Source organism: Paracoccus alkanivorans (genome assembly GCF_003697785.1).
GTDB classification, from domain to species: domain Bacteria; phylum Pseudomonadota; class Alphaproteobacteria; order Rhodobacterales; family Rhodobacteraceae; genus Paracoccus; species Paracoccus alkanivorans.
Window position 1 is genome coordinate 695,295 of sequence record NZ_QOKZ01000001.1, and the last position, 17,725, is coordinate 713,019.

General features: G+C 63.8%; 16 protein-coding genes. 9 read left to right on the forward strand and 7 right to left on the reverse strand.

Annotated elements, in window-relative coordinates:
* Positions 1–94: 94 nt before the first annotated feature.
* The 4 genes from C9E81_RS03465 to C9E81_RS03480 all read left to right on the forward strand — a co-directional run bounded on the left by C9E81_RS03465 (position 95) and on the right by C9E81_RS03480 (position 3,757).
* Positions 95–820 carry an SDR family oxidoreductase gene (locus C9E81_RS03465; RefSeq protein WP_122110892.1) on the forward strand — a complete coding sequence of 242 codons (726 nt, stop codon included), beginning with the start codon at positions 95–97 and terminating at the stop codon, positions 818–820.
* Between the two features lie 218 nt (positions 821–1,038).
* The gene (locus C9E81_RS03470; protein WP_122110893.1) at positions 1,039–2,010 is read left to right on the forward strand and encodes an ABC transporter substrate-binding protein; all 972 of its coding nucleotides are present in this window, start codon (positions 1,039–1,041) and stop codon (positions 2,008–2,010) included.
* A gap of 11 nt (positions 2,011–2,021) precedes the next feature.
* A complete protein-coding gene (locus C9E81_RS03475) occupies positions 2,022–3,020 on the forward strand; it encodes an ABC transporter permease (RefSeq protein WP_166461804.1) in 999 nt (332 codons plus the stop codon).
* Complete coding sequence (locus C9E81_RS03480) at positions 3,017–3,757, forward strand: ATP-binding cassette domain-containing protein (protein ID WP_122110894.1); 741 nt, start codon at positions 3,017–3,019, stop codon at positions 3,755–3,757. The genes C9E81_RS03475 and C9E81_RS03480 overlap by 4 nt, the downstream gene beginning before the upstream one ends.
* 20 nt (positions 3,758–3,777) lie before the next feature.
* Here C9E81_RS03480 and C9E81_RS03485 read toward each other — a convergent pair whose 3' ends face one another.
* Complete coding sequence (locus C9E81_RS03485; RefSeq protein WP_122110895.1) at positions 3,778–4,005, reverse strand: hypothetical protein; 228 nt, start codon at positions 4,003–4,005, stop codon at positions 3,778–3,780.
* Positions 4,006–4,021: 16 nt separating this feature from the next.
* On the opposite strand from C9E81_RS03485, the gene C9E81_RS03490 reads away from it, so the two are divergent.
* Entirely contained in the window at positions 4,022–4,738 is a 717-nt protein-coding gene (locus C9E81_RS03490) for a ribonuclease activity regulator RraA (protein WP_122110896.1), read from the forward strand.
* 31 nt (positions 4,739–4,769) lie between these two features.
* Here the strand turns inward: C9E81_RS03490 and ntrX are convergent, their stop codons facing one another.
* From ntrX to dusB, 5 genes are all read right to left on the reverse strand, one after another.
* Entirely contained in the window at positions 4,770–6,161 is a 1,392-nt protein-coding gene (gene ntrX / locus C9E81_RS03495; protein WP_122110897.1) for a nitrogen assimilation response regulator NtrX, read from the reverse strand.
* On the reverse strand, positions 6,158–8,422 hold the full coding sequence (locus tag C9E81_RS03500) for a sensor histidine kinase NtrY-like (RefSeq protein WP_122110898.1): 2,265 nt from the start codon (positions 8,420–8,422) through the stop codon (positions 6,158–6,160). Before C9E81_RS03500 ends, ntrX begins: the two co-directional genes overlap by 4 nt.
* Before the next feature lie 73 nt (positions 8,423–8,495).
* Positions 8,496–9,923, reverse strand: a complete 1,428-nt coding sequence (locus tag C9E81_RS03505) for a response regulator (RefSeq protein WP_122110899.1) — start codon at positions 9,921–9,923, stop codon at positions 8,496–8,498.
* A gap of 11 nt (positions 9,924–9,934) precedes the next feature.
* Entirely contained in the window at positions 9,935–11,053 is a 1,119-nt protein-coding gene (locus C9E81_RS03510; RefSeq protein ID WP_122110900.1) for a two-component system sensor histidine kinase NtrB, read from the reverse strand.
* A complete protein-coding gene (dusB, locus tag C9E81_RS03515; protein ID WP_122110901.1) occupies positions 11,050–12,066 on the reverse strand; it encodes a tRNA dihydrouridine synthase DusB in 1,017 nt (338 codons plus the stop codon). Before dusB ends, C9E81_RS03510 begins: the two co-directional genes overlap by 4 nt.
* Before the next feature lie 228 nt (positions 12,067–12,294).
* Here dusB and C9E81_RS03520 point away from each other — a divergent pair, with 228 nt between their 5' ends.
* The 4 genes from C9E81_RS03520 (at position 12,295) to C9E81_RS03535 (ending at position 17,298) form a co-directional block, all read left to right on the forward strand.
* Complete coding sequence (locus C9E81_RS03520) at positions 12,295–13,677, forward strand: L-serine ammonia-lyase (RefSeq protein WP_122110902.1); 1,383 nt, start codon at positions 12,295–12,297, stop codon at positions 13,675–13,677.
* A 109-nt stretch (positions 13,678–13,786) separates the two neighbouring features.
* Positions 13,787–14,329, forward strand: a complete 543-nt coding sequence (locus tag C9E81_RS03525) for a COG3650 family protein (protein WP_166461805.1) — start codon at positions 13,787–13,789, stop codon at positions 14,327–14,329.
* Between the two features lie 135 nt (positions 14,330–14,464).
* A complete protein-coding gene (locus tag C9E81_RS03530) occupies positions 14,465–16,636 on the forward strand; it encodes a YjbH domain-containing protein (protein ID WP_122110904.1) in 2,172 nt (723 codons plus the stop codon).
* A complete protein-coding gene (locus C9E81_RS03535) occupies positions 16,633–17,298 on the forward strand; it encodes a YjbF family lipoprotein (RefSeq protein ID WP_122110905.1) in 666 nt (221 codons plus the stop codon). The genes C9E81_RS03530 and C9E81_RS03535 overlap by 4 nt, the downstream gene beginning before the upstream one ends.
* A 197-nt stretch (positions 17,299–17,495) precedes the next feature.
* On the opposite strand, the gene C9E81_RS03540 is transcribed toward C9E81_RS03535, so the two are convergent.
* Entirely contained in the window at positions 17,496–17,699 is a 204-nt protein-coding gene (locus C9E81_RS03540; protein WP_425010597.1) for a hypothetical protein, read from the reverse strand.
* Between the last annotated feature and the right edge of the window lie 26 nt (positions 17,700–17,725).

A 17,725-nucleotide genomic window follows, 5' to 3' on the forward strand; every position in this document is an offset into this window, starting at 1 on the left:
CATTTTTTTCTTTACGTGCGTAATATTAAATGCAAGCCTGCTGACAAAACCGCGAAGGGCCATTGTCCGGTCGCAAAAGCAAAAGGGAGAAGCCATGCCATCTGTCGCAGGGAAAGTCGCGCTTGTCACCGGCGCGAGTTCGGGCATCGGACTGGCCACGGCGGAAGCGCTGGCACAACAGGGGGCGAGGGTCGCCCTTGTCGCCAGATCCACCGACAAGCTGATTGCCGCTGCCGAGAGGATCGGCGCACAGGCCATCGCCCTGACTGCCGATTTGACCGCGCCCGGGGCAGTGGCCAGGGCGCTGGAGCAAACCGAGGAGCAGCTTGGACCTGTCGACATCCTGATGGCCAATGCCGGTCTTTATCTGGCGGGGGACGTGGCCGATACCGATCCCGCTGCGATGGACCGCGTGTTGGCGATCAACGTGAATTCCGTGCTTCAACTGGTTCGGGCTGCCCTGCCCGGGATGATCGCTCGCGGCGGGGGAGACATCCTTGTGACCAGTTCGGTCGCCGGGCATCAGGCCATCCATTGGGAGCCGGTTTACTCGGCATCGAAACACGCCATTCAGGCCTTTGTTCACGGCCTGCGTCAGCAGGTGGGCAGCCAGAATATCCGGGCCATGGCGATCGCCCCCGGCGTTGTCCTGAACGATCTCTGGGGTATCAGCGACCCTGTCGAGATCGACCGAAAGGCGCAAGCCGGTGAGGGCCTGCGCTCGGAGGATGTGGCGGAGGCCGCCCTGTTCATGCTGACCCGTCCGCGCAACGTGACCATCCGCGATTTGGTGATGCTGCCGCGGGCACAGCCGATCTGACAGGGGAGGGCAAGGCACGACCCGTACACTGGCTGCTGTTTTGCAATCAAAAGATCCGCAGATTCAGAAATAAATTTCTGATATTTGCTTCTTGCAGCTTCGGAACGGTCCCGGCAATCTGCGTCACACTGATTTTCGGCTTTTGATTCGCCGCAGGGAGGAACCCGGCGATCGGAAAGCAGCCCGGAAAGGGCCATCACGCAAGGGAGGAAAACTTCATGAAGAACCTTATCACATCACTCGCATTCGCGGCAGCGCTCGGCACGGCCGGCGCGGCACAGGCGCAGGAGGATTTCACCATCACCCTCGTGCCGGGTCTGACCACCGACGCCTTCTATATCACGATGAATCGCGGCGCGCAGGCAGCCGCGGAGGCCCTAGGCATCACCGTGGACTTCCAGGGCGCCGAGGAATTCGACCCGGTGCTTCAGACCCCCGTGCTTGACGCGGTGATCGGCCGCGGTCCCGACGCGATTCTTGTCGCCCCCACCGACAGCACCCAGATGATCGAACCGCTGCGCCGCGCCGCCGATGCCGGTATCCCGGTCATCACCGTCGATACGTTCATCGATGACGGCAAGTATCAGGACGGCGCCGGCGATGGCGACTTCCCGCTCTCCTATATCGCTTCGGACAATATCGGCGGCGGGCGCATGGCAGCCCGTTCCATGGCCGAGGCAATCGGAGGCAAGGGCAAGGTCTATGTCTCGAATGTGCGGCCCGGCATCTCGACCACCGACCAGAGAGAGGAAGGCTTCAAGGCCGAGATGGCCGAGAACTATCCCGATATCGAGGTGCTGGAGACGCAGTATAACGAGAACGACGCCTCGCTTGCGGCATCGCAGTTCCAGGCGGTGCTGGCTCGCAACCCCGATATCGCAGGCGTCTTCGGCGCTAACCTGTTCTCTGCCCTCGGCGCCGGCAACGGCGTGGAAAGCGCGGGCAAGGCCGAGGACGTGACCGTGATCGCATTCGACGCACCCAGTTCGATCGTCAACAATATCTCGTCGGGCCTTGTCGATGCGGCCATCGCCCAGCATCCGGCCGAGATCGGCTATTACGGCGTCATGACGGCCTATGCGGCCCTGACCGGGCAATCGGTGCCGACATCGATCGGGACCGGCTTCACCGTGATCAATGCCGACAACGTCAATGACGACGAGATCGCCAAATTCATCTATGCGGAATGAGGGCGAACGGCATGGCTGACAAAAACGGGACCTCGCTGCTGAGGTCCCTGTTCAACGCATGGTCGTGGCTGTTCCTGATCCTCATCCTCGGCTTCTTCGAAATCTACGCGCAGACACAGACGGGAAGCACCTTCCTGTTCCGGATCTACAATCTTCAGTCCATCTCGGTCGCCGCATCGCAGATCCTGTTGCTTGCTCTTGGGCTGACTTTGGTGATCGTGGCCGGTCACATCGATCTTTCCATCGCCTTCAGCACCGGCTTTGCCGCCGTGATCATGGCGATGATCATCCGCGCCGCCGGCCCCGATGCCGGCTGGCTGATCGTGCTGCTTGCCATGGGGGCAGGTATCCTGGCGGCAGCGATGGTGGGACTGGTGAACGGCTGGCTGGTCGCCCTTCTGAACGTACCCAGCTTCATCGGCACATTGGGCACCTATGGCATCGCCCGGGGCGTCGCCCTGATCGCGGCCGGAGGGGCGACGGTCTCGATCCGGAACGATCATGCCCGCGCTTTCGGCAACGGCACCATCCTGGGCCTTCCGATTCCGCTGGTGACGGCGGCGATCCTCGCCCTTGCCTGCCACTATCTTCTGAAACACACGCGATTCGGCGTCCATACCTATGCGCTCGGGGCCAATCGCGCCTCGGTCGAACGCGCCGGTGTCGACGTGAAAAAGCATCTGATCCTGCTTTTCCTGCTGTCGGCGATCACCGCCGGAATCGGCGGTCTGATCTATACCAGCCGCTTCTCGGCAGGGGCCGCCAATGCCGGCGAGCCGATCCTGCTTTACGCGGTGGCGGCTGTGTTCATTGGCGGGGCCTCCCTGACAGGCGGTCAGGGCACGATCACCGGCACAGTCATCGGCGCCTTCATCATCGCCGTGATCCAATTCGGTCTCGTCTTCTGCGGTCTGCCCCCATACTGGCAGTTCGTAGCAGTCGGCCTTGTCATCATCGTCGCCGTTCTGGTCGACCAGTCCAAGGATCGCATCGTGGGAGGCAGATCATGAGCGCGTTGCTGAAGATCGACGGCCTCAAGAAACGCTTCGGTGGCAATGAGGCGGTGAGCAATGTCTCCTTCGAGGTCAATGCCGGCGAATGCGTCGTATTGGCCGGAGACAACGGCGCAGGCAAATCGACCGTGATCAAGATGATCTCGGGCGTCTACCAGCCTACGGCGGGCAAGGTCTGGATGAACGGAGAATTGCTGACCGGCAAAACCCCCGAAGCCGTCCGAAGCGCGGGAATCGAAACGATCTATCAGGATCTCGCGCTGGCAGACAATCTCGATCCGGGGCTGAACCTCTATCTCGGGCGCGAGCGCACTCGGAAGGTGCTGGGATTGCCATTCCTCGACCGCAAGACCATGCGCGAGGACGCGGTGGAGGTGATGAAAAGCCTTGGCATCACCGTCCCGGATCCGACCGCGCCCGTGCGCGAGATGTCCGGTGGACAGCGGCAGGCCATCGCCATTGCCCGCGCGATCCACTGGCAGGCCGGGCTTGTCATCATGGACGAACCGACCGCTGCCCTCGGGGTGCCGGAACAGCGCGAGGTCATGGCCCTGATCGAGCGGCTCAAGAAAAAGGGCGTCGGAATCATCCTGATCTCGCACAATCTGCCCGACATATTCGCCGCCTCCGACCGGATCATCGTCCTGGCCCGCGGGATCGTTGCCGGCGAACGCCGCCCGGCAGAAACCAATGACGAAGAGATCGTCCGGATGATGATGGGCGCAACGCTCTGATCCGACCCCGCCGGCCTGTTTCAGGCAACCGGGCAGAGCAGGATGGTCAACGCCTTCCTGCTTGTCTGCTTCGCGCTGATCACCGCCCGGATCCCGGGATTGCAACAGCTTGCTGCGGCAACGATAACCGTATAGTTCCGCAGCAGATATTGCGATTGCCGCCCGGTTTGTTGCGGCAGCCACATGCGGGCCCACATAGCGGCACCCATGTCATCCGCGCGGATGGAAAGCTTCCCGTCCGCATCCATCAGGGAGTTTCCGTTCATGACCATCGACATGTCCAACGACGCGGCACTGATCCAGACGCTGTCGAAGATTACCACCGCCACGCTCACCACCGTTCTACTAAAGAAAGGTCTGCGCAATGTCTGGCTTCGCGGGGCGAAACCGCTCGAACCCGGTCAGCCGCGCATCGTGGGACGTGCCTTCACCCTGCGTTTCGTGCCCGCCCGCGAGGATCTCGCCACGCCCGAAAGCTGGTCCTCGCCGATCTCGACCCGGGCCGCCATCGAGGCCATGCCCGAGGGCTGCATCGCCGTGGTCGATGCCATGGGCGTGTCCGATGCCGGAATTTTCGGTGATATCCTTTGCGCACGCATGCAAAAGCGTGGCGTCGCAGCGCTTGTCACCGATGGCGTGGTGCGGGACGTGGAGGGCGTCCGCGCCACCGGTCTGCCGGTCTGGTGCAGCGGTGCCGCCGCCCCTCCCTCGGTCGCCGGCCTGACCTTCGTGAACTGGCAAGAACCCATCGCCTGCGGCGGCGTCGCCGTCTTCCCCGGCGACATGATCGTGATCGATGATGACGGCGCCGTGCTGATTCCCGCCGCACTGCTTGAAGAGGTCGTAACGCAATCGGTCGAACAGGAACGGCTCGAAAGCTGGATCATGTCGCAGGTGGATGCAGGTGTTCCGCTGCCCGGCCTCTATCCGCCAAATGCCGAAAACAAGGCGCGCTACGAGGCATCGAAATCCGGCGATTGAGCACCGGCCAGCCGCGCGCCGCGGCTGCCCTTCACTTCCCGCTCATCGCCTCCTCTTCCGTCCGCACACCACCGACGACGCCAAGGGATTTCAGTTTGCGATGAAGGGCGCTGCGCTCCATGCCGACGAACTGCGCGGTGCGGCTGATATTGCCGCCAAAGCGATTGATCTGGGCCAGCAGATATTCACGCTCGAACATCTCGCGGGCCTCGCGCAGTGCCATCGCAGTGACTTGCGGGCCGATGCTCAGGGTATCGCTGTTGTCGGGTGTCGCGCCCTGTGGCTCCAGTTCCGAGGGCTTGATCGGACCTGTTTCCTCGGCAAGGATCAGAACCCGCTCGATCACGTTGCGCAATTGCCGGATATTGCCCGGCCAGCGCATCGCCTGCAGCGCCGCGACGGTGTCGTCGGGCAATTCGCGGGCGTTCAACCCCTGGGTCTTGTTGAACTGATCGATGAAATATTGCGCCAGCGGGCCAATATCCTCGCGCCGCTCGGATAGCGGAGGAACGACGACCGGAACCACGTTCAGCCGGTCATAAAGTTCCTGGCGGAAGCGGCCAGCAGCAATCTCGGCAAGCAAATCGCGATTGGTCGAGGATATCACCCGCAGATCGACCCGCACCTTGTCCGAACCGCCCGCGCGGGTGAATTGCTGCTCGGTCAGCACACGCAGGATCTTGGGCTGGGTGCCAAGCGGCATGTCGCCCACCTCGTCGAAATAGATCACCCCGCCATGCGCCTGCTCCAGAAGCCCCGGTTCGATCCCGCGCTCGGGTGACTCACGGCCGAAGAGAACCTCTTCCATTCGTTCGGGTTCGATCCCCGCGCAGGAAACCGTCACGAACGGCGCTGCCTCGCGGGGGCTGTGGGCGTGGATATAGCGGGCGGCAAGTTCCTTGCCCGCGCCCGGTTCGCCCGCCAGCATGACGCGGCCGTTCGACTTGGCGACCTTGTCCAGATTGTCGCGCAGCCGTTTAAACGCCGCGGAATGGCCGATCATCTCGGTCACGCGGCTGTCGCCGCGCTTCAGGCTGTTGTTCTCGCGCCGCAGGCGGCTGGTTTCCATCGCCCGGTTGATGACCACCATGAGTTGGTCGATATTGAAGGGCTTTTCGATGAAATCATAGGCGCCCTGCTTGATCGCGGCCACGGCGATCTCGATATTGCCGTGACCCGAGATGATGATCACCGGCACGTCCGGATTATTGTGCTTGACCTGCTTGAGGATATCGATCCCATCCATCCGGCTGTCCTTGAGCCAGATATCAAGCACCATCAGCGCGGGCTCCTGTTCGTTCAGCGCCGCCACGGCCTCGTCGGAATTGGCGGCCACCCGGGTCTGGAAGCCCTCGTCCTTCAGAATATCGGCGATCAGTTCACGGATGTCGCGTTCGTCATCGACGATCAGAATGTCACTCATATCGTTCCTGCCTCGTCTTTCTCTTGCCTGGGTCTTCTCTGTTTCCCGCGCACGGGGTTGCGTTCCCGCGGGAGTCGGATTTCGGCCATTGCGCCGTCGCGGTCCGGCGCATCGGTCAGGGTAAGGCTTCCGCCATGCTCTTCGACGATCTTCTTGACGATAGGCAGGCCAAGCCCGGTGCCCTGCGCCTTGAGCGTCACATAGGGTTCGAACAACCGCGAACGGTCCGCGGGCAAGCCCGGGCCGTTATCGGTAATGCGGACCGTCACCGAGTCGGGACTTGTCTCCATCGTGACCGACACATGCGGAGCCCAGCCCTCGGGCGGGGTTTCGGCGCGTTCGTCCACGGCCTCGCCGGCGTTTTTCAGAAGATTGGTGAAGGCCTGCCTTAGCATCCCCTCGTCGCAATCGACGATCACCGGCTGGTCGGGGATGTTCGCTTCGAGCGCGCCTTTCAGCGCATCTTGCTGAAGCAGCACCGACGCACGCAGCAATGCGGCCAGGTCGATCTCGGCCCGATCCGGTTCCGGCATCCGGGCAAAGCGACTGAACTCGTCCACGATGCGACGCAGATCGTTGGTCTGGCGGATGATCACCTCGACATATTGATCCAGCGAGGCCTTTTCGTCCGGCCCGGCCAGGGGCGCGAATTTGCGCCGCAGCCGCTCGGCGGAAAGCTGGATCGGGGTGAGCGGGTTCTTGATCTCATGCGCAACCCGGCGCGCGACATCGCCCCAGGCAGCCATGCGCTGCGCGCTGACCAGTTCGGTCACATCGTCGAAGGCGACCACATAGCCTTCCAGATCGCCCTCGGTATTGCGCCGCACCGCCATTCGCACCAGCAGGCTTTCCATCTGGCCATCGCGGGTCAGGCGAATCTCGTCCTGCACCGTTTCGGCAACCGACGCCGAAAGACGCTGGAACAGCGCGCTGAATTCGGGCACGGCATCCGACAGGAGCGCATCGATATCACGGCCCGGCTCCAACCCCAGAAGCCGGATGGCGGAGCGGTTGAGAAAATCGATCTCGCCCTGCGCGTCCAGCCCGATCACGCCCGAGGTCACCGAGGTCAGCACATTGTCGAAAAGTCGCCGCTGTTCGTCCGAGGCGCGATAGCTCTCCACGAGCTCCTCGCGCTGCGCCTTGAGCTGACGGGTCATGCGGTTGAAGCTTTGCCCGAGCGTCTGGATCTCGTCGCCGGTATCGGGCTCGGGGATCTGCAGATCCAGGTTGCCGCGCCCGACCTGTTCGCTGGCCTCGGCCAAAAGACCGATGGGGCGCGAGAGACGGCTGGCGAACCACAATCCCATCCATACCGCCGCCGCGACCAGCAGCAGCGCGAAACCCAGATAAACCAGCGAAAACTCGAACAGCACCTGTCCGCGGGTCTGCTCCAACTGGCGGTAATCGCCGATCGTGGCGCGGGTATCGTCCAGCAACCCCAGCAGGTTGCCGTCAACATCGCGGGTGACATAAAGATAGCGATCGGCAAGCGGAGGCAACGCGACCAGCGCCCGGAACTCGTTGTTGTCCCAATCCTCGATCAGCACCAGCCCGTCGGCCTGAGCCCGGTCGAGTTGCTGGCTGCTGGGTTCCTCGTACCAGAACAGGTAGCTGCGCTCGCCGCGCGACCGGATCTCTCCCGAGCCGTCGATGACATAGGCTTCGCGCAACCCTCGCTGGATCAGCGCCTGCCCCTGCACCAGAAGCTGGCGCATCTCGCCGTCATCTATCAGCGGATTGGCGCGGCCCGCCTGTGTAAGCACCCCGGCCAGAGCGCGCGCATCCTCGGTCAGATCGTGGCGATGCTCTTCCTGATAAGCCTCGGCGGCGGCCTGCGAATTGGTGACGACCTGCTGAACCCGGTCGGAAAACCAGCCCTCCAGCCCGATATTGACAAGAAACCCCGCGAACAGGGCGACCAGCACCGTCGGCACAAGGGCCAGCCCGGCAAAGATCATCACCAGCCGGCGGTGCAGCCGCGATCCGGCATCGGAATGACGCCGGGCCGAGATCAGCCGTGCCATCCGTGCCAGCACCAGCGCGATCAGCACGATCAGGTAAAACAGATCAAGCAACAGGATCATGCGCAAGGTTTGGCCTTGCGCGCCAAGGTTCAGCGGTCCCAGCACGCTGAAGGTTGCGACAACCAGAAATGCACCTGCGATCAGCAGACCCCAGGCAACGACGCCGCGCCACTGCCGCCCCAAACGGATTTGCGCAAGCCTGTCCCAACTTAGCCCGAATACGGACCCCGCCATGATCCCCACTCGCCGTCTTTCGCGGCTTCACTGTTGCAACGTCGCGACTCTGGCGCGACGATATGTGGCGGTTTTACATCAGTTTGCGGCGGCGTGTCACCTCGATATTCAGCTCTGTCAGCTTTTTGCGCAGTGTATTGCGGTTAATTCCCAATAAATCGGCACATTTCAGCTGATTTCCGCCGGTCGCGTCCAGTGCGACCTCCAAAAGCGGGCGTTCGATCTCGTGCAGAATGCGATCATAAAGTCCGGGAGGCGGCAATTCATCTCCATGCAGATCGAAATAGCGCCGCAAATGCACTTCTACCGCATCCGACAGCCGCGCATTGGCCACAGAGGCGGGCCCGCCACCACCGGACACAACCATCGACGCGGCGTTGCTGACCGGGCGGGCACCGCTTTGCTGGTTCAACGCATCGCGCATCTCGTTCGCCGAGATCTCGGGACCGCTGGCGGTCAGCGCGAGGCGCCGCATGAGGTTTTCCAGCTCGCGCACATTGCCGGGGAACGCATAGGCTCGCAGCACTGCCGCCGCTTCCTCGACCAGACCGCGTTCAGGCAGTCCCTGAGAAGCTGCACGCGCCAACAGATGTTCGGCCAAGGGCAGGATGTCGTCCACCCGGGCGCGCAGGGGCGGAACCGATACGGTCACCCCTGCCAGCCGGTAATACAGGTCCGAACGCAGCCGCCCCGCCGCCATATCGGCCTGCGGGTCGGGGCCGGCGGTGGAAACGATCCGCGGCAAATGCATCCGGTCGGCATCCGCTTCCAGTGCCTCGACCAGTCCGATCAAGCGGGCCTGTGCCGCCTGATCGAATCCCGCCGGGTTTTCGATGATGACCGTTCCGCCACGCGCCTTGTCGGCAACACGCGCGAAAACATCCTCGCCCGCATCGGCCGAGGTCAGCACCACGAGCCCCCGCTCGCTCCGGTCGGACAGATCGTGGAAACTGCGCGCGATGATCGACTTTCCGGTGCCCGGCTCGCCCGCGATCAGCACCGGCAGATCGGCGTTCAACACCCGCGCCACCATCCGGAACAGGGCCTGCATGGCCGGCGCATGACCGATCAGCGGCATGGCCGGATCGGCGCTGTCCCGGGGCACCGGAGTTTCGGGCACAAGATCGGATTTGCGGGGACGGCGGGACAGCGCCTGTCTCGCCCTGGCCATCAGATCGGGCAGGTCAAAGGGTTTGGGCAGATAGTCGAAGGCCGCCGCCTCGGTCGCGCGGATCGCGGTGACGATGGTGTTCTGTGCCGAGATCACGATGACCGGCAGGTCGGGACGCGACTGGCGGATCGCGGGGATTTGGTCGATGCCGTTGCCGTCCGGCATCATCACATCGGTGATGACCAGATCCCCGCGCCCCTCCTCGACCCATTTCGACAGTTGCGAGAGGCTGCCGGTCGCATGAACCCGGCACCCCGCCCGAGTCAGCGCCTGCGTCAGCACGGTGCGGATAGTGCGGTCGTCGTCGGCGATCAGAACGGTTCCGTCCATGGGGTGGGTCCTTATGCCTTGGGCAATGAAATTCTGAACAGGGTGCGGCCGGGCCGGCTGTCCACGCGGATCAGCGCGCCATGATCGGTCACGATCTTGCTGACCAGCGCCAGCCCCAGCCCGGTGCCATTCTCGCGTCCCGAGACGAAGGGCTCGAACACCTGATCGGCGATCGCTTCGGGCAGGCCCGGTCCATCATCCTCGATCTCGATCTGCAGGGGCAGCGCTCGCCCCCTGGGCCATGTGTCGTCGGGCGGCAGGCGCAGGCTGTGATCATAGCTGCTGCGCAGCCGGATGGTGCCGCCGGGACGGCCCGCCAGTGCTTCGGCGGCGTTTTTCACGAGGTTCAGGCAGACCTGCACGAGTTGGTCGGCATCGGCCAACGCATGGGGCAGCGAGGGGTCATAATCGGTGACGATGCTCACCTTCCGGGCAAAACCGACCGCCGCCGAGCGCCGGACCTGCTCCAGCACGTCATGCACATTCACCAGCGCAAGCTTGGGCGCAGAGGTATCGCCGAACCGTTCCACCTGCTCCAGCAACGAGACGATCCGGCGGGATTCGCTCACGATCATCTCGGCCATCTCGCGGTCCTCGGGAGGGGCGTTCATCGCCATGAGTTGCGCCGCCCCGCGAATCCCCGCCAGAGGATTCTTGATTTCATGCGCCAGCATCTCGGCCATGCCGATGGCACTGCGGGCCGCCGAACGGACGGCGCGGCTCTGGTAAAGCATCCCACCGTCATCTTCGGGGACGATCAGAATCGAGGCCGCACCATCTATCCCCTCTGCCGGCCCGGCATGGACCGAAGCCCGGCGCGTCTGGTGTCCCCCCGCCCGATCGCCGATTTCGAAATGCACGCCAGCCAGATGGAGCGTCTCATCGTCATCGATAACACGGCTGAAGAGCGGTGCGAGCGAGGGACGGATACGCAGCCGCGTCACCATATCATCGCCCTCCAGAGGCTTTCCGACCGTCGAGTTACGCGAGATGTTCAGCCAGATCTCCGCCGCGTCATTCATCGCGCCCACCCGGCCCCCATGATCGAGGATCAGCGCCGGCAAGGGCAATTGCAGCCAGCCCGGACCGGGTTTCGCTTCGTGGAAATCGGCCGGACGCGGACAGGTCATGCGGCGGCTTTCTCCGAACCGGAGCCTCGTGCCTCGGCGAAGGCACGGCGGATCAGGGCAATGGTCACGGCGGGGCTGTCGGCGCGCAGCATCTCGGCCCGCATCGGCGCGCCATTCGCATCGGCATACCAGCCCAGATGCTTGCGGGCGACGCGCAGCCCCAACTCCGCGCCATAGAAATCCAGCATGTCCTCGTAATGCTCCTCGACCGCCTCGGCCAGCGCCGCACCACGTGGAATGACCGGGGCGGGCGTGTCCCAAAGCCGGTTGGCAATCTCGGCCAGCCGCCAGGGCGCGCCCTGCGCCCCCCGCCCGACCATCACCGCGTCGGCCCCGGACGCATCCAGGGCGGCCCGTGCCGTTTCCGCGCAGGTAACATCACCATTGGCCACCAGCGGAGGACGGTCCGGCAGATTCGCGACCTCGGCGATCTTCGTCCAGTCGGCATGACCCTTGTAGAGCTGCGCCCGCGTGCGGCCATGCACGGTCAGCATGCGCACTCCGGCATCACGGGCGCGCCGCGCCAGTTCGGCGGCGTTGAGGGAATTGTCGTCCCAGCCAAGCCGCATCTTCAGCGTCACCGGCACCCGGACCGCGCCGACCACCGCCTCGATCAACCCCAAGGCGTGATCGAGATCGCGCATCAGCGCCGCGCCCGACAGCCCGCCGGTCACCTTCTTGGCAGGACAGCCCATGTTGATGTCGATGATCCGCGCGCCCATCCCCTCGACGATCCGGGCGGTCTCGGCCATCGCCCCCGCCTCGCGCCCGGCAATCTGGACCGAGACCGGCAGCCGCCCCTCGGTCAACGCCTTGGCACGCACCGCCGCGCGGGTCGAAGGCCGGGGTGTGACCATCTCGGTCGAGGCGACCATCTCGCTGACCATCAGCCCGGCGCCGTGACGCGCCACCGCCCGTCTGAAGGGCAGATCGGTGATACCCGCCATCGGCGCCAGAAATACCGGCGGCCCAAGTCGTGTATCGCCAATCGTGATCGGTTCGGGCAACTGCATATCTCGTTCCTTCGGCCTGCCGCTGTTCACCTGCAAGAGCATGACTGCCAGCCCCTGCCGGCCCTTCGCATGGATAGCGGCCCCTGATTAAATTTCATGCTTCATGCCTATAATATAGGCAGACGGAATGCGATACCATGTCGCAATTCAGGGGCCAGACAGTCGCATCCGGCATGGTAGTTTCGGCCCGCTCCTGCTTACATATGCCACAATCAGCAAGAGGGCATCATGTTCCTGTCGGTATTCGATCTCTTCAAGGTAGGCGTTGGCCCGTCCTCGTCGCATACGATGGGACCGATGATCGCCGGATCACGGTTCCTGGACGCCCTGCGTGAGCAACCGTTCCGCGCCCATGGGCTGAAGGCGAGCCTGCATGGCAGTCTCGCTTTTACCGGCAAGGGACATGCCACTGACCGCGCGACGATCCTCGGATTGGCGGGCTTTGTGCCCGAGACCATCAATGCCGAGGCCGCCGAGACGGCACTGGCCGCGAATCGCGAAAGCCGGGTCCTGGCGCCCGAGGGGCTGGGCGAATTGCGGTTCGATCCGGAAAACGACTTGCGCTTCGATTTCGAGAATGCCCTGCCCGGTCATGCCAATGGCATGACGCTATCTGCCACCGATGCACAGGGCGACGTGATCTTTCACCAGGTCTATTACTCGATCGGCGGCGGCTTCGTGCTGACCGAAGAGGAACTGGCCCGAAAGGGCGGCGAGGATCGCAGCGACGCGGTATCCAAAGTCCCCTACCCGTTCACCAGCGCCGCCGAGATGCTGGCGATGTCGGATAAATCGGGAAAATCCATCGCGCAGATGAAACGTGCCAACGAGCTGATCTTTCGCAGCGATGCCGAACTGAGGGACGGACTGGCCCGGATCTGGCAGGTGATGCGGGACTGCATGGACCGGGGGCTGTCCACAGAGGGCATTCTGCCCGGCGGGCTGAGCGTCCGCCGCCGCGCGCGCGCCATCCACCAAAAACTGCTGGCCGAGCGGGGCATGAACCTGACCGCACCGCATGTCATCAATGACTGGATGTCCACCTATGCCATGGCGGTGAACGAGGAAAACGCCGCCGGCGGGCAGGTCGTGACCGCGCCCACCAATGGCGCGGCGGGGGTGGTGCCCGCCGTGATCCGATACTGGCTGGACCACGTGCCCGGTGCGAGTGAGCGGGAGTTGCCGGATTTCCTGCTGACCGCCGCCGCGGTCGGTGGGCTGGTCAAGCATAACGCCTCGATCTCGGGCGCCGAATGCGGCTGTCAGGCCGAAGTGGGCTCGGCCTCTGCCATGGCGGCGGCGGGGCTGGCCGCCGTGCTGGGCGGAACGCCCCGGCAGATCGAGAACGCCGCCGAAATCGCGCTGGAGCATCACCTGGGCATGACCTGCGATCCGGTGAAGGGGTTGGTGCAGGTGCCCTGCATCGAACGCAACGGGTTGGGCGCGATCAAGGCGGTCAGCGCCGCCAGCCTTGCCATGCGCGGCGATGGCAGCCATCTCGTTCCGCTGGACTCGGCCATCGAGACGATGCGCCAGACCGGCCAGGACATGAGCGAGAAATACAAGGAAACCTCGCTTGGCGGGCTGGCCGTCAATGTTCCGAATTGCTGAGTCAATCCGGCAACGCCTTGCGAATTGGCAGGTGCGGCGCTTGCCCCGGAGGCCAGTGATTGTTAACGCTTGCAGGGACAGTGACCCATTCCAACAGAGGCCAATGCCCATGAATCCGCGTTTCGCCCTCCTTGCCCTGATGTGCTTGCCGCTTGCCGCCTGTGACGAGGCCGTGATGGCCGATCTGCGCCGGGGTATCGGCATGGAAGCCGAGGAAGCCCAGCCCGAAGACCCGGCAAAACCACGCCCGCCTGCAGTATCTCCGCTGGAGGTTCCGATCGAGACGGGCACCGCAGAGCCCCGGCTCGCCGTCAACGCCAATGCCGAGACCCTGAACACCGCGGCCTTCGCCGCGCGCGGAAACGAGCCTTTCTGGAGCGTCGAGGTCAGCGGCAATACCGCGAATTACAAGACCCCCGAGAATCAGGGCGGCCGCAAGGTCAACGTCACCCGGCTGACCTTTGCCCAAGGGGTCGAATATGTCGGCACGCTGGACGGGTTGGTGTTCAAGCTGACCCTTCGCGGCGCCGACTGCACCGACAGCATGTCGGGCGAGAAATTCCCGATGACCGCCTCGCTGACCGCCAGGGGCAAGACCAGTCAGGGCTGTGCCGTCCCGGCCAGTGGCGCCGCTGCCGAAACGCAGGGCTGATGGGTCATCCGGCCCTTTCTTGCGGTCATTGTGGCGCGGAAACATCCCTCGCCGCAAAATCCGAACGCGACGGGGTGCCGCGCAGGTTCGATGTCGTTAATATCAGTTGAAACATTGTTACCAAGGATGCCGCCGATGCGACGCTCCCGCCTGACCGGTCGCCTGATGGCGACCACCCTTCCGGTCGCCTTTCTGGTCGGCTCGGTTTCCAGCACCGCCGTAGCCGAACCGATGCAGGCGCGAAACATGTCCACCTATGGCATGCCCGGCGGTATCGAGACACCCACGGCCGAGGCCCTGCCTGACGGCACATTGGGCGGCACCCTCGCTTATTCGGAATATGCGCGGCGGCACAATATCGTGTTTCAGGCCATGCCGCGCCTGACCACGGCGCTGCGCTATTCCCGGATCGAGGGTGTCACCGACCATAACGATTTGGGACATATCTGGGACCGTTCATTCGACTTGCGCTTTCAGTTCCTGGACGAGGCGGGCTGGCGGCCCGCGGTCGCGGTCGGCTTGCAGGATTTCATGGGCACCGGCGTCTATTCGGGCGAATATGTCGTTGCCACCAAGAATATCACACCGACTGTCCGGGCATCCGTCGGCTTTGGCTGGGGACGGCTTGCGGGCGAAAGCCGCTGGCCACCGGAGCCTGGCGACCAGGGCGGCAAGCCGAATATCGACGACTGGTTCTCTGGCAGCGCCAAGCCATTCGGCTCGATCACGTGGCAGGTCAATGACCGTCTGAGCCTCGCCGCGGAATATTCCAACGACAATTACATGCACGAGGCAAACGGTCTCGGCGAAGACGAGCCGGGCAACCTGAACCTTGCGGCCTATTACCGTTTTGGACAGGGTTACGAAGTCGGCCTTTACACGCTTGGCGGCGACACGTTCGGCGCGCAGTTCTCGTTCTCGCTGAACCCGAACAAGGCGCCCTATCCGTCGGGTCTGGAGAAGGCGCCCGCCCCGGTCCGCCCGCGCCCCGCCCCGGCTGCGGATCCCGAGGGCTGGTCGGGCCAATGGGCGCAGGACCCCACGGCACAGCCGGCAATCCAGCAGGCGCTTTCCGATGCGCTCGCCAAGGAAGGACAATTGCTTGAATCAATGGCGCTGTCGGGGAACCGCGCCGAGGTCCGCATCCGCAACCAGCGCTATATCCAGCAGGCCGAGGCGATCGGCCGAACGGCGCGCCTGATGACCCGGGCATTGCCGCCCTCGGTGGAAACGATGGTCATCACCTCCTCTGCGGACGGGATCCCGACCTCGTCGGTGACGCTGCGCCGTTCGGATGTCGAGCGGCTGGAAAATACCGAGGCCGGCAAGATCGCCAGCGCGGTGACGCTAAGCGATGCCCGCCCCTATCCCGGCGATCTGGTCGCGACCGAAGGGATGTATCCCCGGTTCCGCTGGCATATCGGGCCATATCTGGATCTGGGGCTGTTCGATCCCGGCGAGCCGCTGCGCTACGAGGTCGGGGCAGAGGCGCGCGCAACCTACGAGATCATGCCCGGCCTGATCCTTGCCGGCACGCTGCGCCAGCGCGCCTTTGGCAGTATGGATCAGCGCGGACCAGGCATTCCGGGCCAGCGGGGCGATCATTACACGCCCGAGGAATACGAGGCCGATCCCAGCCTGGAAACCACTCCCGAAGGCGTTCCGCGCGTCCGTTCGGATACGCGGATGTATCGCAGCGATGGCCCGACGATCCCGGAGCTGACGCTGGCATGGTATGCCCGCCCGAGCGATACGATCTATACGCGTGTGACAGCGGGCCTGCTTGAGCGCGCCTATGGCGGGGTTTCGGCCGAGGCACTGTGGAAGCCGGTCAATTCACCGCTGGCACTGGGTATTGAGATAAACCGGGTCCGCAAGCGCGATTTCGAGGATGTCTTCGGCTTCCGCGATTACGAGGTCACGACCGGGCATGTCTCGGCCTATTACGAGTTCGCCCAAGGCTATACCGCGCAGCTTGATGTCGGCCAGTACCTGGCCGGGGATCGGGGCGCGACGATCAGCCTGACGCGTGAATTCGCCAATGGCTGGCGGATCGGGGCCTTTGCGACGAAAACCGATCTCAGCGAAGACGAATTCGGCGAAGGCTCCTTTGACAAGGGGATCAGCATCTCGATCCCGATCTCATGGGCGACGGGCCAGCCCTCGCGGCAACGCGCCGGCAGCACCATCCGCTCGCTGTCCCGCGATGGCGGCGCACGGCTGAATGTCAACGGACGTCTTTACGACAAGGTTCGCGACAGCCATTCGGTCAAACTCTATGAAGGCTGGGGGAGGTTCTGGAGATGAGCATGGGATCGATCCGCAGAACCGTCATGACCTGCGCGGCGCTTGCCGTTCTGGCCTCCTGCGGCAACGAGGGCAGCGATCAGGCCGAGAGCCCGTTCACGATCGCCGCCAGGACAGTCGGCGAGGCGGTCGCGGCCCGGCGGGCGGCAAAGCAGGAACCCGCAACCCCGCCGAAATCGCCCGCCGAAATGGCGGCGGAGGCGTTGCGCGTCAATCCCGCCCCGCTGATCATGGTGGGCTTCGAGTCCCTTGGCCGGACACAGATCATGGCCATGACCGGCCAGAATGGCGCCACGCGAACCTATATGACGCCCTCGGAAGAGGCGTTGATCATTCGTAACGGCATGCTGGTCGGCACGCGCGGACTCGGCAATGACCTGTCGGTTGCGGAACCCGGCACCGAAAGTTTGATCCGGTCGGGACGCTCGGGCAGCGCGACACGCGTAATGCGTTACTATAGTGGCGACGGGTTGGAGCGTCCGCTCAGTTTCGACTGCAATACCGGCCCGGGCCCGAAACCCGGCGTCACTGTCGAGAATTGCGAAGGGCACGGGGTCAGCTTCCAGAACAGCTTCATGGTGCAGGGCGGGCAGATACCGGTCTCCAGACAATGGGTCGGCCCGGCACTGGGATATGTAACCATCCAGACCCTGCGCCCCTGACGGCTGCTGTTCACCGAGGAACTGGAATATGAAAAAGCCGGCCGAAACAGGCCGGCTTTTTGTCATCTCGCCGTCAGAGCCGATAGCAGCCGGTCTGTAAAGACAGATACGCCATCTCGTGATCTGACAAAAAGAAAAGGGCTGACCGTAGGTCAGCCCTTGAAAACAGACCGGTTATTCCCGATCCGTTCCCTAAATCAGCTGTCATCGTCGTCCGAAGCAACGGCGGCAACCACACCCAGCAGCAGCAGGGCGGGAACAACCAGGCCGGCGTTCGAGGATGCCGGTTCTTCTTCGACAACGACGGGCTCAACGTCGACGACGGGGGCAACATAGCCACCGGCCAGAGCCGAAGAAGCGGTCAGGCCGAGAGCGGCAGCGAAAGTAGCGAATTTGGTCATGATCATGCTCCGTTTCGTTTTGAAGG

Excerpts from the sequence above, each read along its gene's own strand:
- C9E81_RS03465 (WP_122110892.1), top strand. The coding sequence starts at position 95 with ATGCCATCTGTCGCAGGGAAAGTCGCGCTTGTCACCGGCGCGAGTTCG.
- C9E81_RS03470 (WP_122110893.1), top strand. The coding sequence starts at position 1,039 with ATGAAGAACCTTATCACATCACTCGCATTCGCGGCAGCGCTCGGCACG.
- C9E81_RS03475 (WP_166461804.1), top strand. The coding sequence starts at position 2,022 with ATGGCTGACAAAAACGGGACCTCGCTGCTGAGGTCCCTGTTCAACGCA.
- C9E81_RS03480 (WP_122110894.1), top strand. The coding sequence starts at position 3,017 with ATGAGCGCGTTGCTGAAGATCGACGGCCTCAAGAAACGCTTCGGTGGC.
- C9E81_RS03485 (WP_122110895.1), bottom strand. The coding sequence starts at position 4,005 with ATGGATGCGGACGGGAAGCTTTCCATCCGCGCGGATGACATGGGTGCC.
- C9E81_RS03490 (WP_122110896.1), top strand. The coding sequence starts at position 4,022 with ATGACCATCGACATGTCCAACGACGCGGCACTGATCCAGACGCTGTCG.
- ntrX (WP_122110897.1), bottom strand. The coding sequence starts at position 6,161 with ATGAGTGACATTCTGATCGTCGATGACGAACGCGACATCCGTGAACTG.
- C9E81_RS03500 (WP_122110898.1), bottom strand. The coding sequence starts at position 8,422 with ATGGCGGGGTCCGTATTCGGGCTAAGTTGGGACAGGCTTGCGCAAATC.
- C9E81_RS03505 (WP_122110899.1), bottom strand. The coding sequence starts at position 9,923 with ATGGACGGAACCGTTCTGATCGCCGACGACGACCGCACTATCCGCACC.
- C9E81_RS03510 (WP_122110900.1), bottom strand. The coding sequence starts at position 11,053 with ATGACCTGTCCGCGTCCGGCCGATTTCCACGAAGCGAAACCCGGTCCG.
- dusB (WP_122110901.1), bottom strand. The coding sequence starts at position 12,066 with ATGCAGTTGCCCGAACCGATCACGATTGGCGATACACGACTTGGGCCG.
- C9E81_RS03520 (WP_122110902.1), top strand. The coding sequence starts at position 12,295 with ATGTTCCTGTCGGTATTCGATCTCTTCAAGGTAGGCGTTGGCCCGTCC.
- C9E81_RS03525 (WP_166461805.1), top strand. The coding sequence starts at position 13,787 with ATGAATCCGCGTTTCGCCCTCCTTGCCCTGATGTGCTTGCCGCTTGCC.
- C9E81_RS03530 (WP_122110904.1), top strand. The coding sequence starts at position 14,465 with ATGCGACGCTCCCGCCTGACCGGTCGCCTGATGGCGACCACCCTTCCG.
- C9E81_RS03535 (WP_122110905.1), top strand. The coding sequence starts at position 16,633 with ATGAGCATGGGATCGATCCGCAGAACCGTCATGACCTGCGCGGCGCTT.
- C9E81_RS03540 (WP_425010597.1), bottom strand. The coding sequence starts at position 17,699 with ATGACCAAATTCGCTACTTTCGCTGCCGCTCTCGGCCTGACCGCTTCT.